The sequence below is a fragment of the Micromonospora sp. CPCC 205739 genome, from assembly GCF_036906795.1.
In the GTDB taxonomy this organism is placed as follows: domain Bacteria; phylum Actinomycetota; class Actinomycetes; order Mycobacteriales; family Micromonosporaceae; genus Micromonospora.
Genome location: NZ_JBAKHS010000002.1, coordinates 72,233 through 94,777, shown reverse-complemented (window position 1 = coordinate 94,777; position 22,545 = coordinate 72,233). Strand labels below are relative to the sequence as shown.

22 protein-coding genes are annotated in these 22,545 nt (G+C 73.9%); 14 read left to right on the top strand and 8 right to left on the bottom strand.

The window, feature by feature from the left end:
• Positions 1-387 precede the first annotated feature (387 nt).
• Positions 388-867, bottom strand: coding sequence for a MarR family winged helix-turn-helix transcriptional regulator (locus V6U88_RS04375; RefSeq protein ID WP_334450044.1), 480 nt, complete (start codon positions 865-867; stop codon positions 388-390).
• Positions 868-949: 82 nt separating this feature from the next.
• Between V6U88_RS04375 and V6U88_RS04370 the strand changes: the two genes are divergently transcribed.
• Complete coding sequence (locus tag V6U88_RS04370; RefSeq protein WP_334450043.1) at positions 950-1,531, top strand: NADPH-dependent FMN reductase; 582 nt, start codon at positions 950-952, stop codon at positions 1,529-1,531.
• A 95-nt stretch (positions 1,532-1,626) separates the two neighbouring features.
• Here V6U88_RS04370 and V6U88_RS04365 read toward each other — a convergent pair whose 3' ends face one another.
• Both V6U88_RS04365 and V6U88_RS04360 read right to left on the bottom strand, forming a co-directional pair.
• Positions 1,627-2,031 (bottom strand): YjbQ family protein, encoded by a 405-nt coding sequence (locus V6U88_RS04365; protein ID WP_334450042.1) that lies wholly within the window; start codon positions 2,029-2,031, stop codon positions 1,627-1,629.
• A 23-nt stretch (positions 2,032-2,054) separates the two neighbouring features.
• Positions 2,055-2,465 carry a hypothetical protein gene (locus V6U88_RS04360; RefSeq protein ID WP_334450041.1) on the bottom strand — a complete coding sequence of 137 codons (411 nt, stop codon included), beginning with the start codon at positions 2,463-2,465 and terminating at the stop codon, positions 2,055-2,057.
• Between the two features lie 181 nt (positions 2,466-2,646).
• Between V6U88_RS04360 and aceE the strand changes: the two genes are divergently transcribed.
• Positions 2,647-5,391 carry a pyruvate dehydrogenase (acetyl-transferring), homodimeric type gene (aceE, locus tag V6U88_RS04355; protein WP_334450040.1) on the top strand — a complete coding sequence of 915 codons (2,745 nt, stop codon included), beginning with the start codon at positions 2,647-2,649 and terminating at the stop codon, positions 5,389-5,391.
• A gap of 193 nt (positions 5,392-5,584) precedes the next feature.
• On the opposite strand, the gene V6U88_RS04350 is transcribed toward aceE, so the two are convergent.
• Positions 5,585-6,031, bottom strand: coding sequence for an SRPBCC family protein (locus tag V6U88_RS04350; protein WP_088960933.1), 447 nt, complete (start codon positions 6,029-6,031; stop codon positions 5,585-5,587).
• Between the two features lie 201 nt (positions 6,032-6,232).
• Between V6U88_RS04350 and V6U88_RS04345 the strand changes: the two genes are divergently transcribed.
• The 3 genes from V6U88_RS04345 (at position 6,233) to gltX (ending at position 10,292) form a co-directional block, all read left to right on the top strand.
• Entirely contained in the window at positions 6,233-7,543 is a 1,311-nt protein-coding gene (locus tag V6U88_RS04345) for a GH1 family beta-glucosidase (RefSeq protein ID WP_334450590.1), read from the top strand.
• Entirely contained in the window at positions 7,540-8,817 is a 1,278-nt protein-coding gene (locus tag V6U88_RS04340) for an MFS transporter (protein ID WP_334450039.1), read from the top strand. Before V6U88_RS04345 ends, V6U88_RS04340 begins: the two co-directional genes overlap by 4 nt.
• 65 nt (positions 8,818-8,882) lie before the next feature.
• Complete coding sequence (gene gltX, locus V6U88_RS04335; RefSeq protein ID WP_334450038.1) at positions 8,883-10,292, top strand: glutamate--tRNA ligase; 1,410 nt, start codon at positions 8,883-8,885, stop codon at positions 10,290-10,292.
• Between the two features lie 80 nt (positions 10,293-10,372).
• Here gltX and V6U88_RS04330 read toward each other — a convergent pair whose 3' ends face one another.
• Complete coding sequence (locus V6U88_RS04330) at positions 10,373-10,969, bottom strand: copper resistance CopC family protein (RefSeq protein WP_334450589.1); 597 nt, start codon at positions 10,967-10,969, stop codon at positions 10,373-10,375.
• A 272-nt stretch (positions 10,970-11,241) separates the two neighbouring features.
• Between V6U88_RS04330 and V6U88_RS04325 the strand changes: the two genes are divergently transcribed.
• Positions 11,242-11,910 carry a hypothetical protein gene (locus V6U88_RS04325; protein ID WP_334450037.1) on the top strand — a complete coding sequence of 223 codons (669 nt, stop codon included), beginning with the start codon at positions 11,242-11,244 and terminating at the stop codon, positions 11,908-11,910.
• 18 nt (positions 11,911-11,928) lie between these two features.
• On the opposite strand, the gene V6U88_RS04320 is transcribed toward V6U88_RS04325, so the two are convergent.
• The 3 genes from V6U88_RS04320 to V6U88_RS04310 all read right to left on the bottom strand — a co-directional run bounded on the left by V6U88_RS04320 (position 11,929) and on the right by V6U88_RS04310 (position 13,914).
• Positions 11,929-12,855 carry an NADP-dependent oxidoreductase gene (locus V6U88_RS04320; protein ID WP_334450035.1) on the bottom strand — a complete coding sequence of 309 codons (927 nt, stop codon included), beginning with the start codon at positions 12,853-12,855 and terminating at the stop codon, positions 11,929-11,931.
• 36 nt (positions 12,856-12,891) lie between these two features.
• A complete protein-coding gene (locus V6U88_RS04315) occupies positions 12,892-13,272 on the bottom strand; it encodes a hypothetical protein (protein ID WP_334450034.1) in 381 nt (126 codons plus the stop codon).
• Between the two features lie 102 nt (positions 13,273-13,374).
• Positions 13,375-13,914 (bottom strand): hypothetical protein, encoded by a 540-nt coding sequence (locus tag V6U88_RS04310; protein ID WP_334450032.1) that lies wholly within the window; start codon positions 13,912-13,914, stop codon positions 13,375-13,377.
• A 202-nt stretch (positions 13,915-14,116) separates the two neighbouring features.
• On the opposite strand from V6U88_RS04310, the gene V6U88_RS04305 reads away from it, so the two are divergent.
• From V6U88_RS04305 to V6U88_RS04270, 8 genes are all read left to right on the top strand, one after another.
• Positions 14,117-15,292 carry a sensor histidine kinase gene (locus V6U88_RS04305; protein WP_334450031.1) on the top strand — a complete coding sequence of 392 codons (1,176 nt, stop codon included), beginning with the start codon at positions 14,117-14,119 and terminating at the stop codon, positions 15,290-15,292.
• Positions 15,289-15,951 carry a response regulator transcription factor gene (locus V6U88_RS04300; RefSeq protein WP_334450030.1) on the top strand — a complete coding sequence of 221 codons (663 nt, stop codon included), beginning with the start codon at positions 15,289-15,291 and terminating at the stop codon, positions 15,949-15,951. Before V6U88_RS04305 ends, V6U88_RS04300 begins: the two co-directional genes overlap by 4 nt.
• A gap of 63 nt (positions 15,952-16,014) precedes the next feature.
• The gene (locus V6U88_RS04295; RefSeq protein WP_334450588.1) at positions 16,015-17,253 is read left to right on the top strand and encodes a PucR family transcriptional regulator; all 1,239 of its coding nucleotides are present in this window, start codon (positions 16,015-16,017) and stop codon (positions 17,251-17,253) included.
• Positions 17,254-17,340: 87 nt separating this feature from the next.
• Complete coding sequence (locus V6U88_RS04290) at positions 17,341-18,510, top strand: acyltransferase domain-containing protein (RefSeq protein WP_334450029.1); 1,170 nt, start codon at positions 17,341-17,343, stop codon at positions 18,508-18,510.
• Positions 18,507-19,451: a beta-ketoacyl-ACP synthase III gene (locus tag V6U88_RS04285; protein ID WP_334450028.1), complete on the top strand. Its 945-nt coding sequence runs from the start codon at positions 18,507-18,509 to the stop codon at positions 19,449-19,451. The genes V6U88_RS04290 and V6U88_RS04285 overlap by 4 nt, the downstream gene beginning before the upstream one ends.
• 86 nt (positions 19,452-19,537) lie before the next feature.
• Positions 19,538-19,777: an acyl carrier protein gene (locus V6U88_RS04280; protein WP_088960922.1), complete on the top strand. Its 240-nt coding sequence runs from the start codon at positions 19,538-19,540 to the stop codon at positions 19,775-19,777.
• A 1-nt stretch (position 19,778) separates the two neighbouring features.
• Positions 19,779-21,005, top strand: coding sequence for a beta-ketoacyl-ACP synthase II (gene fabF, locus V6U88_RS04275; protein WP_334450023.1), 1,227 nt, complete (start codon positions 19,779-19,781; stop codon positions 21,003-21,005).
• 22 nt (positions 21,006-21,027) lie between these two features.
• The gene (locus V6U88_RS04270; protein WP_334450022.1) at positions 21,028-22,452 is read left to right on the top strand and encodes an acyl-CoA carboxylase subunit beta; all 1,425 of its coding nucleotides are present in this window, start codon (positions 21,028-21,030) and stop codon (positions 22,450-22,452) included.
• Positions 22,453-22,545: the final 93 nt, after the last annotated feature.

Sequence of the window (22,545 nt, the reverse complement as noted above, 5' to 3'; positions counted from 1 at the left end):
GCGGCGCGGGCGCAGTAGAAGGCGCCGGAGCGGTAGTGCAGCAGCGCGGGATCGGTGGGGCGCAGTGCCGCGGCGACGGCGGCGTTGGCCTCGTGCCCGGCCGAGCCGATGGTGTAGAAACCCTCCCCGAAGCTGCGCAGCCAGCGTCCGGCCAGGTCGAGCTGGCGGCTGGTGACCTGGGCGTCGAAGAGGGCGAGCAGTTGCCGCCCGGTCAGCGCGGCGCCGTCGCGGACCGGCTCGGCCGGGTCACGCCGCCGCTCGGGCTCGGGCAGCGTCGCCCAGGCTCTCCCGGAACCGGTCGTCGAGATCCTGCGGGGTGGTCACGTCGATCAGCATTACCGACGAAGGCCAGGGTCGCCCACTTGGACACGATCCGCCCGGCCGGGCTCACTCCGGGGCGCACTGCTCCGGGCAGCCGCCGTCGGAGACCTTCCACACCAGCTCGCGCAGGGTGGCCAGCTCGTCGGTACTGAGGCCGGCGAGGAGCCGGGAGTCGGTCATCACCCGGTCCACCCGCTCGCGCATCCGGCGGCCGGCCGCGGTCACCACCAGCGTCTTCTGCCGCCGGTCGGCCGGGTCGACGCGGCGTTCGACCAGGCCGGCCTGCTCCAGCTTGTCGACCAGGGCGGTCACGTTGGACCGGTCGCAGCGCAGCTGCTCGGCGAGGTCGCGGGCGGGCAGCGGCCGGTCGGGGTCGAGTTCGTGCAGCGCGCGGGCCGCCGCCGGAGTCAACCCCAGCTCGGCGATCTCGACGTCCTGGTAGTGCCGGATGGCGGACGCGACGTGCATGATCCGGCGCACCGCGTCCCCGGCCAGCCCGGAGCGGTCGCCCAGGTCGGAGCCGGTGGGAGCGGTGCTCTGCGTCATGTCTCACATCCTACTTGCCAGCAGATAGTTGAGTAGCTCTACTATTGGCGAACTCAAGCATCTCCGATCGAAGGGTTTTCCCATGTCCGACTTCACCGTCCTGGCCATCTCCGGCAGCCTGCGCGAGGCGTCGTTCAACACGGCGCTGATCCGGGCCGCGCAGCGGCTCGCCCCGGCCGGCCTGACCATCGAGCAGTACACCGGCCTCGGCGCGATCCCGCCGTTCAACGAGGACGTCGAGCCCGAGCCGTCGGCGGCCGTGGTGGACCTGCGGGAGCGGATCGCCGCCGCGGACGCCCTGCTCATCGCCACCCCGGAGTACAACTACGGCGTCCCCGGCGTGCTGAAGAACGCCCTCGACTGGGCGTCGCGCCCGAGCTTCCCGATCACCTCGTGGGTCTCCCCGCTGGCGCACAAGCCGATCGCCATCGTCGGCGCCGCGCCGACCGGGATGGGCACCGTCCGCGCCCAGCTCCAGCTGCGTCAGCTCTTCCTCTGGACCGACTCCGCGGTGGTCACCAAGCCGGAGATCATCGTCACCAACGCCCACGAGAAGCTCACCGAGGACGGCTCGGTCAAGGACGAGACGACCGAGACCCTGCTGCGTGCCCTCCTCGACGCCCTGGTCACCAAGATCCGCGTCACCCAGCTCGCCGCCGCCTGACCCGGCGCCCTCGTCACCCCGAGCCCGCACTTTCCGCGAAGGAGTGGCTGTTCGGCGCGCAACAGCCACTCCTTCTCGTAAACAGGGGGCGGGGGTCAGGCGGGGAGGAAGGAGAAGCGGACCTGGCGGGTGGGGTTGTCGCCGTTGGGGTCGACCAGGGTGAGGGACTGCCAGGTGCCGAGCGCCAGGCGGCCGTCGAGCACCGGAAGGGTCGCGTACGGGGGGACGAACGCCGGGAGCACGTGGTCGCGGCCGTGCCCCGGCGAGCCGTGCCGGTGCCGCCACCGGTCGTCGGTGGGGAGCAGGTCGTCCAGCGCCCGCAGCAGGTCGTCGTCGGAGCCGGCGCCGGTCTCGATGATCGCCAGGCCGGCGGTGGCGTGCGGCACGAAGACGTGCAGCAGCCCGTCGCCCTGGCCGGCGACGAAGCGCTCGGCCTCGGCCGTGATGTCCTGGACGGTCGGCCGGGACCCGGTCCGGACGGTGATCACCTCACTGCGCATACCGCGCATTCTGCCGCACCGGCTCAGTAACTGCCGCCGCCACCGTCCGAGCCGCCGCCCCAGCTCGACCCGCCGCCGTCCGAGCCGCTGTGCGAACCCGAGCCACCGTCGGAGCCGCCCCAGAAGCCCGAGCCGCCGCTGCGGCCGGAGTCCGACGGAGCGGGGTCCGGGACGGCGCAGCCCGGGTCCGCGCCGGCGTCCGCGTACGGCGCCATCGAGTACCAGCCGACCGCGGCCTCGTCCGGGCGGGACCGGCGGCGGGGACGGCGGGCGTCCCGGGCCAGACCGGCGACGAGCAGCAGCGCGAACGCGCCGAGGACCAGAAAGCCCACCATCTCCGGTTTGCCCTTCATCAGGCCGGCGACCCCCACCGCGATGCCGGCCACGCCGGCGACGGTCGTCACGAGCCCCAGGAGCACCAGATGCCTTCGCATGCCCGAAGGGTAGGGACGGCGGACAAGCGTGAGTCGACTAGCGCATCCGGCGGTCGCGCAAAGTTACTGGTGGGTACCTGTGTTGAGCGTCGCGTCTGGGGGAGCTAGACGTGACGACCGGTGCCACCAGGGGGCAGGATGGCGCTAGAGACCTATCCCACACACACCCGAGGGAACGCCTGTGGCTACGGAACGCAAGCGCCCGGTGATCACCGCTGGTCTGCCGAGCCAGCTTCCGGACATCGACCCTGAAGAGACCGGCGAATGGGTCGAGTCGCTCGACGGTGTCATCGACGAGCGCGGAACCAAACGCGCCCGCTACGTCATGCTGCGCCTGCTGGAGCGGGCCCGCGAGCGCCAGGTCGGGGTGCCGTCGCTGACCACCACCGACTACATCAACACCATCGCTCCGGAGCGCGAGCCGTGGTTCCCCGGTGACGAGCACGTCGAGCGGCGGATCCGGGCGTACGTCCGGTGGAACGCGGCGATGCTCGTGCACCGGGCGCAGCGCCCGGAGATCGGCGTCGGCGGGCACATCTCCACCTTCGCCAGCTCCGCCTCGCTCTACGAGGTGGGCTTCAACCACTTCTTCCGGGGCAAGAACCACCCCGGCGGCGGCGACCACATCTACTACCAGGGTCACGCCTCCCCTGGCATGTACGCGCGGGCGTTCCTGGAGGGGCGGCTGACCGAGCACCAGCTCGACGGGTTCCGCCAGGAGCTGTCCCACCCGGGCGGCGGCCTGCCGTCGTACCCGCACCCGCGGCTGATGCCGGACTTCTGGGAGTTCCCCACCGTCTCGATGGGGCTCGGCGGCCTGAACGCCATCTACCAGGCCCGGTTCAACCGGTACCTGCACCACCGGGGCATCAAGGACACCTCCGACCAGCACGTCTGGGCTTACCTCGGCGACGGTGAGATGGACGAGCCGGAGACCCTCGGCGCGATCGGCGTGGCCGCCCGCGAGGAGCTGGACAACCTCACCTTCGTGATCAACTGCAACCTGCAGCGGCTGGACGGCCCGGTCCGGGGCAACGGCAAGGTCATGCAGGAGCTGGAGGCCTTCTTCCGGGGCGCCGGCTGGAACGTGATCAAGGTGGTCTGGGGCCGGGAGTGGGACCCGCTGCTCGCCGCGGACACCGACGGCGCGCTGGTGAACCTGATGAACACCACGCCCGACGGCGACTACCAGACCTACAAGGCGGAGTCCGGGGCGTACGTCCGGGAGCACTTCTTCGGCCGCGACCCGCGGACCCGCAAGATGGTCGAGCACCTCTCCGACGACGAGATCTGGAACCTCAAGCGGGGCGGCCACGACTACCGGAAGCTCTACGCCGCGTACAAGGCGGCGACCGAGCACACCGGGCAGCCGACGGTCATCCTGGCCAAGACGATCAAGGGCTGGACGCTCGGTTCGCACTTCGAGGGCCGCAACGCCACCCACCAGATGAAGAAGCTGACGCTGGAGGACCTGAAGACCTTCCGCGACCGCCTCTACCTCGACATCCCGGACAAGGTGCTGGAGGAGAACCCCTACACGCCGCCGTACTACACCCCGGGCGAGAAGTCCGACGAGATCGCGTACCTCAAGGAGCGGCGCCAGCAGCTCGGCGGCTACCTGCCGTCCCGGCGGACCAGCAGCAAGCGGCTGACCATCCCGGGCCCGGAGCGGTTCGCCGACGTCAAGCGCGGCTCGGGCAAGCAGAAGGTGGCCACCACGATGGCCTTCGTCCGCCTGCTCAAGGACGTGATGAAGGACAAGGAGTTCGGCAAGCGCTGGGTGCCGATCATCCCGGACGAGGCGCGCACCTTCGGCCTGGACTCGATCTTCCCGACCGCGAAGATCTACTCGCCGCACGGCCAGCGGTACACCTCGGTCGACCGGGAGCTGTTCCTGTCCTACAAGGAGTCGACCGCCGGGCAGATCCTGCACGAGGGGATCAACGAGGCCGGCTCGGTCGCCTCGTTCACCGCGGCCGGCACGTCGTACGCCACCCACGACGAGCCGATGATCCCGATGTACATCTTCTACTCGATGTTCGGGTTCCAGCGCACCGGCGACGGGATCTGGGCGGCCGCCGACCAGATGGCGCGGGGCTTCCTGCTCGGCGCGACCGCCGGCCGGACCACGCTCAACGGTGAGGGTCTGCAGCACGAGGACGGTCACTCGCTGCTGCTCGCCGCCACCAACCCGGCGGTGGTCGCGTACGACCCGGCGTTCTCGTTCGAGATCGCGCACATCATGGAGAACGGCCTGCACCGGATGTACGGGGACGCTCAGGAAAACGTCCTCTACTACCTCACGGTCTACAACGAGCCGATCCTGCAGCCGGCGGAGCCCGCCGGTGTGGACGTCGAGGGCCTGCTCAAGGGCATCTACCGCTACTCCCCGGCGCCCGAGGTGGGCGGGGACGCGCCGAAGGCCAACATCCTGGCCTCCGGCTCCGGCATGCAGTGGGCGCTGCGGGCGCAGGAGCTGCTCGCGCAGGACTGGGGGGTGGCCGCCGACGTCTGGTCGGTGACCTCCTGGAGCGAGCTGCGCCGCGACGCGGTGGAGTGCGAGGAGCACAACCTGCTCAACCCGGGCAGCGAGCCGCGGGTGCCGTACATCCAGCAGAAGCTGGCCGACGCCGACGGGCCGAAGGTCGCGGTCAGCGACTGGATGCGCGCGGTGCCGGACCTGATCGCCCGCTGGGTACCGGGCGACTACACCTCGCTCGGCACCGACGGCTTCGGCATGTCGGACACCCGGCACGCGCTGCGGCGGCACTTCCACGTCGACGCCGAGTCGGTGACGGTGGCGACGTTGCGGCAGCTCGCGCTGCGCGGCGTGGTGCCGGCGACCGTGCCGGCCGAGGCGGCCAAGAAGTACGCCCTCGAGGACGTCACCGCCGCTCCGGTCGGCGAGACCGGCGGCGACAGCTAGTCCCCGCGTACGACGGAAGGGCCCGGCGCACGACGCGCGCCGGGCCCTTCCTCGTCTGCGGTGGTGTCGCGGGCGACCGTGCCGTGGTGCGGCGGACCGGCCGGCCGGGGTACGAAAGCGGCGGTGGTCCGGAGCCCCTGGCGGGGACGCCGGGCCACCGCCGTCGCGGGTGACGCCGCAGGACGCGCCCGTCTCAGCCGACGGCGGCCAGGTCGGTGAGGCGGGCCAGCGAGTCCTCCAGGTCGGCGCCGACCCGACGCAGCCCGAGCCGGAGCAGGGCCGCCTTGACCGGACCGGCCGGCCACCGTACGACGATGAGCCGCACGATCGTCCCGCCCTCCTCCTCGTCGGGAGTGAGCTGGACGTAGATCTCGGTGCGCGCCTCGGCTCGGGCGCCGGCACCCCTGGCCCGCTCCCGCCACCCGATCAGGGTGGGTTCCTGATAGGCGATCACCTCGGCCTCGTGCGCCGCGCCGCGGCCGGCCTGCACGAGCTGTCGCCGGCCGAAGCCCTCCCCCGAGAGGACCTCGGCCGCGCGGACGCCCGCCAGCCAGGCCGGCAACTGCTCGGCCCGCTGCACGACGTCCCAGACCGCTTCCATCGGCGCCATCACGTGCGCACTGCGTTCGACGAGGATCATTTCTGTCTTCCCCCACTGAGGACATCCGCGATATTCCGCACTGTATGCGCAAATTCGGACGTACTGGGACGGGTTCGGAAAAGACACGCCGAAAACCCTTGTGCTGGCATCGCCGTGGGCCTATGGCACTTCCCGGGCCTGCGCCCTAGAGTCCCGAACACGCTTCATGTTTCTGGGAGGGTGACTGTGACGACCGCGCCGATGCCCGCGTTCCCCGCCGGCTTCCGCTGGGGGGTCTCCACCTCCGCATTCCAGATCGAGGGCGGCGCCGACGCCGACGGGCGCGGGCCGTCCATCTGGGACACCTTCGCGCACACCCCGGGGCAGATCGCCGACGGCAGCACCGGCGACGTCGCCTGCGACCACTACCACCGGCACCGCGAGGACGTCGCGCTGATGGCCGGGCTGGGCGTCTCGGCGTACCGGTTCTCGATCGCCTGGCCCCGGGTGCAGCCCGGCGGCAGCGGCGCGGCCAACCCGGCCGGTCTCGGCTTCTACGACCGGCTCGTCGACGACCTGCTCGCCGCCGGCATCGACCCGGTGGCCACGCTCTTCCACTGGGACCTGCCGCAGCCGCTGGAGGACGCGGGCGGCTGGCTGAACCGGGACACCGCGCACCGCTTCGCCGAGTACGCCGACCTGGTCGCCGCCCGCCTCGGCGATCGGGTGAAGCTCTGGATCACCCTGAACGAGCCGTTCATCCACATGAGCCTCGGCCACGGCACGGGCGTGCACGCGCCGGGCCGCTTCCTGCTCTTCGACGCGCTGCCGGTCGCCCACCACCAGTTGCTCGGGCACGGCCTCGCGGTCGCCGCGCTGCGCGCCCGCACCACCAGCCCGGTCGCCATCGCCAACAACTACTCGCCGGTGCGGCTGCTCGGCGGCACCGACGCCGACCGGGCCGCCGGGGCGGCGTACGACGCGCTGCACAACCGGCTCTTCACCGACCCGCTGCTCGGCCGGGGCTACCCGCCGGGGTTCACCGACGCCCCGGTGCGCGACGGGGACCTCGACATCATCGCCGCGCCGATCGACGTGCTCGGGGTGAACTACTACAACCCGACCGGGATCCGCGCGCCGGAGGAGGGCGCGCCGCTGCCGTTCGAGCTGGTGCCGCTGGAGGGCTACCCGAGGACGGCCTTCGACTGGCCGGTGGTCCCCGAGGGGCTGCGCGAGCTGCTCACCTGGCTGCGCGACACCTACGGCGAGGCGCTGCCCCCCATCCAGGTCACCGAGAGCGGCTGCGCCTACGACGACGTACCCGACGCCGACGGCCGGGTGCACGACCCGGAGCGGATCGCGTACCTCGACGGGCACCTGCGGGCCGTCCGGGCGGCCATCGACGACGGCGTCGACGTCACCGGGTACTTCGTCTGGTCCCTGCTGGACAACTGGGAGTGGGCGGAGGGCTTCACCAAGCGCTTCGGCCTGGTGCACGTCGACTTCGACACCCAGGTCCGCACGCCGAAGTCCTCGTACGCCTGGTACCGGGACCAGGTCGTCCGGCGATGACCACGGTCGACCCGACGCCGACCTCGCTGCCGGCGGCGCTCGCCGAGCCCGTGGTCCCGGTGCGTCGGGGCTGGATCGCGTTGATCTTCGCCGCCAACCTCGGCGTCTGGATGGCCTTCTTCACCCCGATCCAGGTGCTGCTGCCGCAGCAGATCGAGCGGATCGCGCCGGGCGACAAGGAGGCCATGCTGGCCGTCGTCACCGGCGTCGGCGCGCTGGCGGCGGTGCTGGCCAACCCGCTCGCCGGGGCGATGTCGGACCGTACCTGCCTGCGCATCGCCGGGCGGGAGTTCGGCCGCCGGCACGCCTGGACCGCGGGCGGTGCGGTGCTCGGCGCGCTCGCCCTGGTGCTGCTGGCCCGGCAGGACACCGTCGCCGGGGTGACGCTGGCCTGGGTGGCCGCGCAGGTCTGCTTCAACGCGATGCTGGCCAGCCTGACCGCGGCCGTCCCGGACCGGGTGCCGGTCGTCCAGCGCGGCGGTGTCTCCGGCTGGGTGGGCATCCCGCAGGCGCTCGGCCTGGTCCTCGGCGCGGTGCTGGTCACCGCCGTGGTCAGTGGCACCACCGCCGGGTACGCCGCCGTCGCGGTGGCCGTCCTGGTGCTCTCGCTGCCGTTCGCGCTGCTCACCGCCGACGACCCGCTGCCCCGGGCGCACCGGCCGGCGCTGCGCTGGCGGGCGCTGGCCGCCTCGATGTGGATCAGCCCGCGCCGGCACCCGGACTTCGCCTGGGCCTGGATCACCCGGTTCCTGGTCCAGATCGGCAACGCGCTCGGCACCCTCTACCTGCTGTACTTCCTCACCGACGGGGTGCGCCACCCCGACCCCGAGGGCGCGCTGCTGGTGCTGATCCTGCTCTACACACTGGGGATGATGCTGACCGCCGTGGTCGCCGGCCGGCTCTCCGACCGCTCCGGCCGGCGCAAGGTCTTCGTGATCGCCGCCGGGGTGATCATGGCGGTGGCGGCGCTGCTGCTGGCCGCCGCGCCGGTCTGGTCGACGGCGGTGGTCGCGGCGCTGCTGCTCGGCGCCGGCTACGGGGTCTACCTGTCGGTGGACGCCGCGCTGATCACCGAGGTGCTGCCCCGCGCCACCGACCGGGCCAAGGACCTCGGGGTGATCAACATCGCCAACTCCGCGCCGCAGGTGCTCGGCCCGGCGATCTCCGCCCCGATCGTGGTCCACCTGGGCGGCTACCCGACCCTCTACGCCGCCACCGCGGCCGTCACCCTCCTCGGCAGCGCCCTGGTCCTCAAGATCCGCACCGTCCGCTGACCCCTCGGCAGGGCGGGGCGGACCCCTGGGGGAATGGGGTCGCGGGCGGCCGTAGGCTGGAGGACGTGACGGTACGTGTGCGCTTCGCCCCTTCCCCGACCGGTATGTTCCACGTCGGCGGCGCCCGCTCGGCGCTGCAGAACTGGATCTACGCCAAGCAGCAGGGCGGGGTCTTCGTGCTGCGCATCGAGGACACCGACGCGGCGCGCAACAAGCCCGAGTGGACCGAGGGCATCCTCTCCGCGCTGGAGTGGATCGGCATCGCGCGGGGCAGCTACGAGGGCCCGTACTTCCAGTCGCAGTACGCCGGTGAGCACCGCGCCGCCGCCCAGCGGCTGTTCGAGGCCGGCCGGGCGTACTACTGCGACTGCACCCGGGAGGCCGTGCAGGCCCGCACCGGCTCGCAGTACCAGGGCTACGACGGCTTCTGCCGGGACCGGGGCCTGACCCCGGGCGAGGGGCGCGCGCTGCGCTTCCGCACCCCGGACGAGGGCGAGACCGTGGTGGTCGACCTGATCCGCGGCGAGCCGACCTTCGAGAACAAGCTGATCGAGGACTTCGTCATCGCTCGCGGCGACGGCTCCCCGGTCTTCCTGCTGGCCAACGTGGTCGACGACATGACCATGGGGATCACCCACGTGGTCCGGGCCGAGGAGCACCTGCCCAACACCCCGAAGCAGCAGCTGCTCTGGGACGCCCTCGGGGTCAAGCCGCCGATCTGGGCCCACGTGCCGGTGGTGGTCAACGAGAAGCGGCAGAAGCTGTCCAAGCGCCGCGACAAGGTGGCCCTGGAGGCGTACAAGGACGAGGGCTACCTCGCCGACGCGATGCGCAACTACCTGATGCTGCTCGGCTGGGCACCCTCGGGCGACCGGGAGATCGTGCCCTGGTCGGTGATCGAGGAGGAGTTCCGCCTGGAGGAGGTGAACCCCTCCCCCGCCTTCTTCGACGAGAAGAAGCTGCGCGCGTTCAACGGCGAGTACATCCGGGCGCTGCCGGTCGACGAGTTCGTGGCCGCCTGCCAGCCCTGGCTGACGGGCACCGACACCATCGCGCCGCCGCCGTGGCAGCCGGCGGAGTTCGACGCCGAGGCCTTCGCCGCGGTGGCGCCGCTGGCCCAGACCCGGATCGCGGTGCTCAGCGAGATCGTGCCGAACGTCGACTTCCTCTTCCTGGCCGACCCGCTGATCGACGAGGCCGCCTGGGCCAAGGCGATGAAGGAGGGCGCGGCCGAGCTGCTCGACGCGGCGATCGCCGCGTACCAGGGGCTGGAGTCGTGGGACGCCGAGTCGCTGAAGGCGACCCTGGAGGCGGTGGGCGCGGAGCGCGGCCTGAAGCTGGGCAAGGCGCAGGCGCCGGTCCGGGTCGCGGTCACCGGCCGCACCGTCGGGCTGCCGCTGTTCGAGTCGCTGGAGGTGCTGGGCCGGGAGCGCACCCTGAACCGGCTGCGCGCCGCCCGGGTCCGCCTGGTCTGAGCCGTACCCGCGAAAGGGCCCGCCGGCGAACCGGCGGGCCCTTCGCCGTACGCACACCGGGCCGGCGCGGCCCGGACGGCTCAGCCGCGGCTGGCGCGGCGGCGCAGCACGGCGGCGGCCAGTCCGGCCACCACCAGCCCGGCGACGAGCAACCAGGGCCAGACCGGCGCGCCGTCGTCGCCCGCGTCGGCGGCGGGGACGGCCGGCCCGGCCGTGGTCGCGGCACCCGGCGACGGCGAGGCGGACCCGGTGGACACCGACGGGGACGACGACGGCGGCAGGGCCGAGCCCGCGGGCGCCGACGGCGGTGACGCGGACGCCGACTCGGCCGGCGTGCCGGTGGTCAGGGTGAAGCGCACCTCGCCCTTGATCGGGTGGCCGTCGCTGGACGAGAGCTGGTAGCCGACGATGTAGAGGCCGGCCCGGCCGGGCTTGAACGGCACGGCGACCCGGCTGCCGGTGAAGCTCGGCGCGCCGCCGGCGGCCGGCACGTTGTCCGGTCCGACCACTGTGATCTTCGTCGTAGCCGGGTCGACCCTGGCCAGGAAACGCAGCTCGATCCGGGCGGGCGCCGCGGCGATCCGGGCGCCGTCGGCCGGATCGCTGCCGGTCAGCGAGTTGTGCGCGGCCGCCGGCGTCGCCGGCAGCAGCAACGACACACCGAGCGCCACGCCCATAACGGCTAGCGAGGTACGCGCCACCCGTGCGACCCTGCCCCCCATGAACCCCTCCGCAAAGATAAGATCCGCCCGCTGATCAACGGCTGATCCATTAGTCGGGCCCGGATCACAGATAGTTCCAGATAATGGTTCAGCAGCTGCAACCAAGCGCCGTTCTGCGGAGTCTTTGAGGTGGGGAACCCGCGATTCGCGGGCACGGTCACCGCCATCGACCGATCAACGCGTGACCTGCAGCACAGCCACCCATCGAACGGGGCGAGGAGGCGGCGATGGTCGGAAAGGTGAGGCGGCTGCTCGGCATGGTGGTCGCCGTGACGGCGGCGGCGGTGCTCAGCGTCGGGATGGCCGCACCCGCGGGGGCGAGCCGCTCGGGACGGGCCGCTCCGAAGCCGCCCCCCGCCGGGGTGGACATCACCGGCGACGGGCTGACCGAACCGCTGCGGCTGCGCGCCGACAGCCAGCCCGCCCACGTGCTCGCGGTCATCGACCAGGTCAACTGGTTCGGCCGCACCGGGGCCGCCTCCGGTCCCAAGCCCGCCGACCTCGGTCCGAAGTACACGATCGTGGTGCTCGCCGGCGACGCGCCGAAGCAGACCTTCGACCTCTACCCGCTCGCCAAGGGCGGGCCCCGGGCGTACCGGCCGGCGAAGCAGCCGGACTCCCGCAAGACCAGCGCCGGCTGGTTCCTCGGCCGGCTCAACATGTCCGAGACGCTGCGGACCGCCGGGGTGCCGCTGGAGCGGCAGTTCGACACGGTCAGCGGCGGCGTCGGCGGCGGCGAGCGGGTCATCCCGGAGGACTCCCTCAACCCGGGCCGGGACATCGACGCCGCGATCAGCGAGCTGCAGCGCCTGCTGCTGCTCAACGCCGGGGTGCTGCTGGTGATCACCGCCGGGCTGGCCGGGATCGCGCTGCTGATCCGCCGCCGCACCCGCTGACCCACCGCACCGGGCGGCTCAGACCTCCAGCACCACCTTGCCGCGGACGTGCCCCGCCTCCACCAGGCGCTGCGCGTCCGCGGCCTGCGCCAGCGGGAACGTCCGTGCAACGTGCACGGTCAGCCGGCCGGCATCGACCAGCCCGGCCAGCAGGGTGAGGTCCTGGGTGGACGGTTTGACGAAGACGTAGCTGCCGCCGAGCCGGGTCACGTGCTCCGGGTCGGCGGTGGAGACCAGGCGGGCCGCACGGGCCAGCAACGCGGCGGAGACGTCCAGCGCCTCCCCGCCGAAGAGGTCCAGCGCCACGTCCACCCCGTCGGGCGCGACGGCGCGGAGCCGGTCGGCCAGGCCGGCGCCGTAGCCGACCGGCTCCGCGCCGAGCGCGCGGACGAAGTCGTGGTTGGCCTCGCTCGCCGTGCCGATCACCCGGTCGGCGCCGAGCGCCCGGGCCACCTGCACGGCCAGGTGTCCCACCCCGCCCGAGGCCCCGTGCACCAGCACGGTGTCCCCCGCGCCGGTGCGGGCCAGCTGCAACGCCTGGTACGCGGTGAGCCCGGCCAGCGGCAGGCCGGCGGCCTCCGCCCAGGTGGCCTGCGCCGGCTTGTCGGCCAGGCAGCGCTCGGGGGCCGGGACGAGTTCGGCGTACGTGCCGTACTGGAGGTGGTCGCGGCGGACGTACCCGATCACCTCGTCACCCACCGCGAACCCGGCCACCGCCGGCCCGACCGCCACCACCTCGCCCGCCGCGTCCCAGCCGGGCACCAGCGGGAAGTGACCGGGGATCGCGGCGGCCAGGTGGCCCTCGCGGACCTTCCAGTCGACCGGGTTCACGCCGGCCGCGCGGACCCGCACCAGCACGGTGTCGGGGCCGACCGGTGGGTCCGGCAGGTCCCGCAGGGCGAGCTGCTCGGCCGGGCCGTACGCGTCGATCGCGATCGCCTTCACCCTGCTCACGCTAGCGGCCGGACGGCCGTCAGGTGGTCAGCACCAGCGGTGCGGGGGCCGTTCCCGGCGATCGGGGCGGCGGCTGGGGCGGACCGGGCCGTGCCGGTGCGCGCCGGCCCAGCCGGCCAGGTCGCTGCGGCAGGCCCGGGGGGCCGGCGCGACGGGCTCGGCCGACGGGTCCGGCTCGGCGCCGCGCGGGCGGGAGGTCGCCGGCTCCGGCGCGGCCGGCTCGGCGGACCGCTGCCGGGGCACCGCCACCTCCTCGTCGGCCCGCTCCGGTGCCCGGCCGGCCTGCTCGGTCGGGCAGGGCACCGCCGCGAGCCGGCGGTGGGGCCGCACCGGCCCCTGCTGCTCGTGGTGGCTGAGCCGGCAGGGCTCGCCCTGGGCGCAGCCGTGTTCGGCCTCCCCGTGCGCCATCCCCGGTCTCCTCACGCTCGCGTCGTGCGCCGGGAGGTCGCCCCGGCGCCCACGCCACCGTACTGGCCGGGACCGACGCCCCGTGCAGCGCGTACCCGGGAGTCAGCTCTTGGGGCGGCGCGGGAAGATCGTCTCCCAGACCGGGAAGGCGACCAGCCAGACCAGGATGGCCACGGTGAGGTTGCGGATCCAGTTCACCAGCTCGCGGGTGCGCTCGGCGTCGTCGACGTAGACGATGGCCGCGCCGAGCAGGGCGCAGGCGATCGCCCAGCCGAGCAGCGCCTTGCCCCACTCCCGCCACTCGTGCCGGGTGCGGGCCCAGCCGTGCCGGGGCGGCCGGACCGGCGGCGGCCCGCCGGCGAAGCGGTGGGCGAAGCGCTGGTCGGCCCAGCGGACCAGCGAGTGGCCGAAGGCCACCGAGAAGCCGAGGTACGCCGCCGCCAGCCCGTGGGTGACGTTCGCGGTCGCCCCCCGGCGCAGGTCCAGCACCGTCGCCACCAGCAGCACCAGGTCGACCAGGGGCACACAGACCAGCAGGGCCGCACCCAGCCGTGGCCGGCGCAGCAGGTACCGGGCGACCAGCCCGGCACCGAGCACCACCCAGAACCCGATCTCGCACGCGGCGATCACCGCCAGCAGCATCCGTACCTCCCCGTCGTCGGTCTCCAGCGTCCCCGGCGACGGGCGGCACCGCCTCGACGGCGGGAACGAGATCCGGGTCCATCCTTCGACGGACCCGGGCACGGCGACGCCGGACCGCGTACCTCCTTCGGCGGAGGCTCACGGTGCCGGGCTCCTCCCGCGGACGGAGGGCGGGCGGCGCCGGGTGTGGTGGGATCGGGTCATGCGGACGCCGGCCTGGATCGGCTCCGGCACGCCCGGGCGCGACCTGGCGCTGGCCGGGGTCGCGCTCGCCGGTGGTCTGGTCCTCTACGGCGTCGGGTTCCAGCCGCAGTTCCCCTGGCACCCGCCGACGCCGGAGGCGCTGTTCCTGGCGCCGCTGGCGGTGATCTGCGTCGCCGTCGGGCTGCGCCGGGCTGCTCCCCGGACCGGCCTGGCCCTCGGCACCGGCGCGGTGCTGGCCGACACGGCGCTCGGGGTCTCGCTGGGCACCCCGCTGGTCTACACCCAGGTGCTCTACGACGCCTGCGTGTACGGCCCGGCCCGGCTGTGGCGCCGGCTGGTGCGGGCCACGGTCGGGCTCAGCGCGGCCGGCGCGGTGGCCGGTGCGCTGCTGTGGGGCTGGCGCGGCGTCGCCCTGGGGGTGCCGTTCGTGCTGGCCGGCGTGCTGCCCGTGCTCACCGGGGTCAGCGTGCGCCAGTACCGGGACCAGGCGGCGGCGGAACGGGCCCGGGCCGAACAGACCGCCCGACTGGCGGAGCTGGACCGCCGCCAGGCGGTGCTGGCCGAGCGGGCGCGGATGGCCCGGGAGCTGCACGACGTGGTGGCCAACCACCTCAGCGCGGTGGCCCTGCACGCCACCGCGGTGCTCTCCGCGCCCGGGCTGAACCGAGACCGGGTGGACGCGGCGCTGCGGGTGATCCGGGAGAGCAGCGTGCAGGGCATGGCGGAGATGCGCCAGCTCATCGGCCTGCTCCGGGGCCCGGCCGGCGAGGACCCGACCGATGGCCCCACCCGGGTACGCCTCGACGAACTGGACCGGCTGATCGCGCGGATGACGGCGGCGGGCCTGACGGTGCGCGCCACCGTCACCGGGACGCCACGGCCGCTGCCGGTGGGGGTGGACCTGGCGGCGTACCGGATCGTGCAGGAGTCGCTGACCAACGCGCTGCGCCACGGCGCGGGCGCGGCGGAGCTGAGCGTCGCGTACGAGCCGGCGGAGGTCGTGGTGACGGTGCGGAACCCGATCGGCGGCGGGAACGGGCGGCTGCCGGGCGCGGGCGCCGGGCTGATCGGCATGCGGGAGCGGGCGGCGCTGCTGGACGGGCGGTTCTCGGCCGGGCCGGAGGACGGGCAGTGGCAGGTCCGGGCCGCCCTGCCCACCGGGGCGTCCGGATGACCGCCCCGGTCCGGGTGGTGCTCGCCGACGACCAGGACGCCGTCCGGGCCGGCCTGGCGCTGATCCTGTCCACCGCACCGGAGATCGACGTGGTCGGCGAGGCCGCCGACGGCGAGGAGGCGGTGCGGCTCTGCCGGGACCTGCGCCCCGACGTGGCGGTGCTGGACGTCCGGATGCCCCGGCTGGACGGGATCTCCGCCACCCGGGAGATCGTCGCCGATCAGCTGGCCGACGTGCTGGTGCTCACCACCTTCGACCTCGACGAGTACGTCTTCGCCGCGCTGCGGGCCGGCGCGGCCGGCTTCCTGCTCAAGGACACCGACGCGCCCGGACTGGTCGCGGCGGTGCGGACCGTCGCGCGGGGCGAGGGGATCATCGCCCCGGCGGTCACCCGGCGGCTGATCACCGCGTTCGCGCGCAGCGCTCCGGCCGCGCCGGCGGCGGCCCGGTCGGCGGTGGCGGCCCTGACCCCCCGGGAGCGCGACGTCCTGGCCTGCCTCGGCGCCGGGCTGTCCAACCAGCAGATCGCGCAGCGGCTGGCGATGGCGGAGAGCACCACCAAGACCCACGTCAGCCGGATCCTGGCGAAACTTCAGCTGCGCAGCCGGGTGCAGGCCGCCATCCTCGCCCAGGAGCTGGGGCTGACCGCGCCCCGCTGACCGCCCGCCGGGAAGGGCCAGGTCAGCACGTGTCAGGCTGGACCGGTGAGCGAGCCGAGCGGGATGGAGCTGTCGGCCACGCTGCGCCGGATCGAACGGGCGGCGGGGGCGTTGGCCACCGCCAGCGTGGCCCGGATGGACGAGACCCTGCCCTGGTTCCGCGAACTCCCCGCCGACCAGCGCTCCTGGGTCATGCTGGTGGCGCAGGCCGGCGCCCGGTCCCTGGTGCAGTGGCTGCGCTCCGGAGGCGGCAGCGCGGACAGCACCCAGGAGGTCTCCGACGAGGTCTTCGCCACCGCGCCGGAGGCCCTCGCCCGGTCGATCAGCCTCCAGCAGACGGTGGCGCTGATCAAGGTGACCATCGACGTGGTCGAGGAGCAGGTGTCGCACCTGGCCGCCCCGGGCGAGGAGCAGCAGCTGCGCGAGGCGGTGCTGCGGTTCTCCCGGGAGATCGCCTTCGCCGCCGCCCGGGTGTACGCCCGGGCCGCCGAGTCCCGCGGGTCCTGGGACGCCCGGCTCCAGGCGCTGCTGGTCGACGCGCTGCTGCGCGGTGACTCCCCCGACGTGCTGGCCAGCCGGGCGGCGGCGCTGGGCTGGACCGACGCGCCGCCGGTGTCGGTGGCGGTGGGCCGCTCCCCCGGCGGGGAGGTGGCCGCCGTGCTGCACACCGTCTACCGGCAGGCCCGACGCATCGGCGTGGAGGTGATCGGCGGCGTGCACGGCGACCGGCTGGTCATCGTGCTCGGCGGCGCGGCGGACCCGGTGGCCGCCACCGAGAAGCTGCTGCCCGCGTTCGGGGAGGGGCCGGTGGTGGTCGGGCCGGCCGTACCCAGCCTGGACGAGGCGACGGAGTCGGCCCGGGCGGCGCTCGCCGGGTTCCGCGCCGCACCGGCCTGGCCCACCGCGCCGCGCCCGGTGCCGGCGGCGGAGCTGCTGCCCGAGCGGGCCCTCGCGGGCGACGCCGAGGCCCGCCGGAGGCTGCGACACGACGTGTACGCGACGCTGGTCCGGGCCGGCGGCGAGCTGCTGGAGACCCTGGACGCCTTCTTCACCGCGGGCGGGACGCTGGAGAGCGCCGCCCGGTCGCTCTTCGTGCACCCGAACACGGTCCGCTACCGGCTGCGCCGGATCTCCGAGGTGACCGGCTTCTCGCCGCTGTCGCCGCGGGACGCGTTCGCCCTCCAGGTGGCCCTGACCGTCGGGCGGCTCGACCCGATCGTCCCGGGGGTCACTGCCGTCCCGACCCAGACAATGACCCCAGGCGTCAGGAAAACATCACAGACAGGTGATGATCGCCGTTGATTTTTGTAGGATCCCTCCAAAGGTCCTAGTGCGGTTTGGTCGGTGCCGACACAGCGCTACCCACAGGTATCCGGGAGAGTCATAGACGTGCTCGCCGTACTCTCTCCCGGCCAGGGTTCCCAGAAACCCGGCTTCCTGACTCCCTGGCTCGACCTGCCCGGCACCGAGGCCCGCCTGCGCTGGTGGTCCGCGCTCGCCGGCGTCGACCTGGTGCGCCTCGGCACCGTGGCCGACGCCGACGAGATCAAGGACACCGCCCGTACGCAGCCGCTGCTGGTCGCCGCGGCCCTGCTCGCCGCCGAGCACCTGCCGATGTACGACGTGGCGGTCACCGCCGGGCACAGCGTCGGCGAGCTCGGCGCGGCCGCGCTCGCCGGGGTGCTCCCGGCCGAGGCGGCGATCACCCTCGCCGGGGTACGCGGCCGGGAGATGGCCGCCGCCTGCGCCCTCGAGCCCACCGGCATGGCCGCCGTGCTCGGTGGCGACCCGGACGAGGTGCTCGCCGCCATCGCGGCGCACGGGCTGCACCCGGCCAACCGCAACGGCGCCGGTCAGATCGTCGCCGCCGGCGCGCTCGACGCGCTGGACAAGCTCGCCGCCGAGCCGCCGGCGAGGGCCCGGATCACCCGGCTCAAGGTGGCCGGCGCGTTCCACACCCCGTACATGGCCCCGGCCGAGGCCGCGCTGGCCGGCGTGGCCGCCGGGATCACCCCGGCCGACCCGGTCCGGATCCTGCTGTCCAACCTGGACGGCTCGGCGGTCAACCACGGCCGCGAGATGGTGCAGCGGCTGGTCCGCCAGGTCACCGCGCCGGTCCGCTGGGACCTGTGCATGCGTACCCTGGCCGACCTCGGCGTCACCGGCGTGGTCGAGCTGCCCCCGGCCGGCACCCTGGCCGGCCTGGTCAAGCGGGAGCTGAAGGCCACCGGCCTGCCCGAGATCGTCACCCTCAACACCCCCGACGACCTGCCCGCCGCGCGCGACCTGATCGCCCGGCACAGCGGGCTGCGCGGCCACGAGCCGGTGATCCAGTTCCGGGTGGTGGTCTCCCCCGCCGCCGGGATGTTCGCACCGGCCGCGGAGCTCGCCGAGGGCGCCGACCTCCGCGCCGGCCAGGTGATCGGCCACATCGACACCCGGCAGGGGCCGGTCGAGGTGACCGCGCACGACAGCGGCCTGCTCACCGAGTGGCTGGCCCACCACGACGACCCGGTCGCGCCGGGCCAACCCCTCGCCCGCATCGGAGGCCCCGCATGACCGGCAGTCGGATCCTCGCCATGGGCCACTACCAGCCCTCCCGCGTGGTCACCAACGACGACATCGCCCAGCTGGTCGACACCAACGACGAGTGGATCCGGGACCGGGTCGGCATCGTCACCCGGCGGATCGCCGACGGGGAGACCGTGGCCGACATGGCGACCGCCGCCGCCGGCAAGGCGCTGGCCAACTCCGGCCTCACCGCCGCCGACATCGACCTGGTCGTGGTGGCCACCTGCACGTCGGTCGACCGCAGCCCGAACGTGGCCTGCCGGGTCGCCGCCAAGCTGGGCATCACCGCCCCGGGCGCGTACGACATCAACACCGCCTGCTCGGGCTTCGCCTACGCCCTGGGCACGGTGGACCACGCGATCCGGGCCGGGGCGGCGCGCAACGCGATCGTCATCGGCGCGGAGAAGCTCTCCGACTTCACCGACTGGACCGACCGCTCCACCTGCATCATCTTCGGCGACGGCGCCGGGGCCGCGGTGGTCACCGCCACCGCCGAGGGCGAGCCCGCCGGGGTCGGCCCGGTGGTCTGGGGCTCGGTGCCGGAGAAGAGCGACGCGGTACGCATCGAGGGCTGGCGCCCGTACATCGCGCAGGAGGGTCAGGCGGTCTTCCGCTGGGCCACCACCGCGCTGGCCCCGCTGGCCCTGCAGGCCTGCGAGCGGGCCGGGGTCGACCCGTCCGAGCTGGCCGCGTTCGTGCCGCACCAGGCCAACGCCCGGATCATCGACGGCATCGCCAAGCGGCTGAACATCCCGCAGGCGATCATCGCCAAGGACATCGTCGAGTCCGGCAACACCTCGGCGGCGAGCGTGCCGCTGGCCCTGTCCAAGCTGATCGAGCGGCGGGAGGTGCCCTCGGGTGCCCCGGTGCTGCTCTTCGGCTTCGGCGGTGGCCTGACCTACGCCGGTCAGGTCGTCCGCTGCCCCTGATGACCCCCTGCGGCGCGCCAGCGCCGAGGAGCGGCGGTCGGCGTCGCCGGCCGTCGAGCAACCCCCGATGAAAGGAACCAACCGCAATGACCCGTGACGAGATCACCACCGGCCTCGCCGAGATCCTCGAAGAGGTTGCCGGGGTGAACCCGGACGACGTGGCCGAGGGGAAGTCCTTCACCGACGACCTCGACGTCGACTCGCTCTCCATGGTGGAGGTCGTGGTGGCGGCCGAGGAGAAGTTCGGCGTCAAGATCCCGGACAACGAGGTGCAGAACCTCAAGACCGTCGGGGACGCCGTCACCTACATCGAGGCGCAGTCCTGATATGAGTCGCACCGACGTCGTCGTCACCGGGCTCGGCGCGACCACCCCGCTGGGCGGGGACGTCGCGTCGACCTGGGACGCCATGCTCGCCGGCCGCTCCGGGGTGAGTGCGCTCACCCAGGAGTGGGCCGGGCAGTTGCCGGTCCGGATCGCGGCCCAGCTGGCGGTCGACCCGGCCGGCCTGCTGGACCGGGTCAAGCTGCGCCGGCTCGACCGTTCCGAGGCGATCGCGATCATCGCGGCGCAGCAGGCCTGGGCGGACGCCGGCCTGGCCGACTCCGGGCTGGACCCGGACCGGCTGGGCGTCAGCGTCGGCTCCGGCATCGGCGGCGCGCTGACCCTGCTCGCCCAGGACGACATCCTGGAGGCCTCCGGCCCACGCCGGGTCTCCCCGCACACCATCCCGATGCTGATGCCGAACGGCCCCGCCGCCTGGGTGGGGCTGGAGCTGGGCGCCCGGGCGGGCGTGCACTCGGTGGCCAGCGCCTGCGCGACCGGCGCGGAGGCCATCGCGCTCGGCATGGACATGATCCGTGCCGGCCGGGCCGACGTGGTGGTGGCCGGCGGCACCGAGGCGGTCATCCATCAGCTGCCGATCGCCGGCTTCAGCTCGATGCGGGCCATGTCGACCCGCAACGACGAGCCGGAGCGGGCCTCCCGCCCGTGGGACAAGGGCCGCGACGGCTTCGTCCTCGGCGAGGGCGCCGGCATCCTGGTGCTGGAGCGCGCCGAGCACGCCGCCGCCCGGGGCGCCCGGGTGTACGCGCGGCTGGCCGGCTCGGGCATCACCTCCGACGGCTACGACATCGTCCAGCCGCACCCGGACGGTGCGGGCGCGATCCGGGCCATCGCCAAGGCGATCGCCGACGCGGACGTGGCGAAGTCCGACATCGTGCACGTCAACGCGCACGCCACCTCGACCCCGGTCGGCGACATCGCCGAGATCAAGGCGCTGCACGTGGCGCTCGGCGACCACCCGGTGCTGACCGCCACCAAGTCGATGTCCGGGCACCTGCTCGGCGCGGCGGGCGCGCTGGAGTCGATCGCCACCATCCTGGCCATCCGCGACGGTGTCGTACCTCCGACGATCAACCTCGACGACCCGGACGACGGCCTCACCCTGGAGGTGGCCGCCAACAAGGCGCGCCACATGGACATCCCCGCCGCGCTGAACAACTCGTTCGGCTTCGGCGGACACAACGTGGCTCTCGTCTTCACGCGGGCCTGAGACCACAGCCTTGGAGGCTCACGTGACCACCACCGCCGTTGGTGCGGACACATCCACCGTGGACTACCGGGATCCGGAGCTGCGCCTCCGGGCCCTGTTCGACGCCGGCTCGCTGCGCCTGCTGGCGCCGCGGGACACCTCCGGCGTGCTCTGGGCGCGGGGTGAGATCGACGGCACGCCGGCGATCGCGTACGCCACCGACGCCACGAAGATGGGCGGCGCGATGGGCACCGAGGGGTGCCGGCACATCGTCGACGCGATCGACACCGCCGTGCGGGAGCGGGTGCCGGTGCTCGGCCTCTGGCACTCCGGCGGGGCCCGGCTCGCCGAGGGCGTGGTCGCGCTCGACGCCGTCGGGCAGGTCTTCGCCGCCATGGTCCGGGCCTCCGGCCGGGTGCCGCAGATCTCGGTGGTGCTCGGCCCGGCGGCCGGTGGTGCCGCGTACGGGCCGGCGCTGACCGACATCGTGGTGATGAGCGGCGCGGGGCGGATCTTCGTCACCGGTCCCGAGGTGGTCCGCAGCGTCACCGGCGAGCAGGTCGACATGGAGCGCCTCGGCGGCCCCGAGCCGCACGGCCGGCGCTCCGGCGTGGTGCACGTGACCTGCGCCGACGACGAGGCGGCGATGGTCGAGTCGCGCAAGCTCGCCGCGCTGCTCGGCCGCCAGGGTCGGCTCTCCCCGGACGACGTGCCGACCGGCGGCGAGGACGGGCACGACCTGACCGCCAAGATGCCGACCGAGACCAACCGGGCGTACGACGTCAAGCCCGTGGTCAAGGCGCTGCTGGACGCCCCCGGCGTGGAGCTGCACGCCAAGTGGGCCCCGAACGTCGTCACCACGCTCGGCCGGTTCGCCGGCCGGACGGTCGGCGTGATCGCCAACAACCCGCTGCGGCTGGGTGGCTGCCTCGACGCGTCCAGCGCCGAGAAGGCGGCCCGCTTCGTGCGGATGTGCGACTCGCTCGGGGTGCCGCTGATCGTGCTGGTCGACGTGCCCGGCTACCTGCCCGGCCTGGGCCAGGAGTGGGACGGCGTGGTCCGGCGTGGGGCGAAGCTGCTGCACGCCTTCGCCGAGGCGGTGGTGCCGCGGGTGACGCTGGTGACCCGCAAGGCGTACGGCGGGGCGTACATCGCGATGAACTCCCGCTCGCTCGGCGCGACCGCGGTCTTCGCCTGGCCGAACGCGGAGGTCGCGGTGATGGGCGCCAGCGCGGCGGTGAACATCCTGCACCGCAAGAAGCTTGCCGCCGCCCCGGCGGAGCAGCGCGAGACGCTGCGCGCGCAGCTGATCGAGGAGCAGACCCGGGTCGCCGGCGGGGTGAACCGGGCGCTGGAGATCGGCGTGGTGGACGACGTGATCAAGCCGGAGGAGACCCGGCGCCGGATCGCCGAGGCGCTCGCCGGTGCGCCGGCCGCGCGCGGCGCGCACGGCAACATCCCGCTGTAACACCGGTCGTACCCGTGGGGGCCCGCGCTCGTGCAGCGCGGGCCCCCACGGCGCGTCTGGGCTCCGGTTGCGGGGCTGCTGCGGGCGGCACCG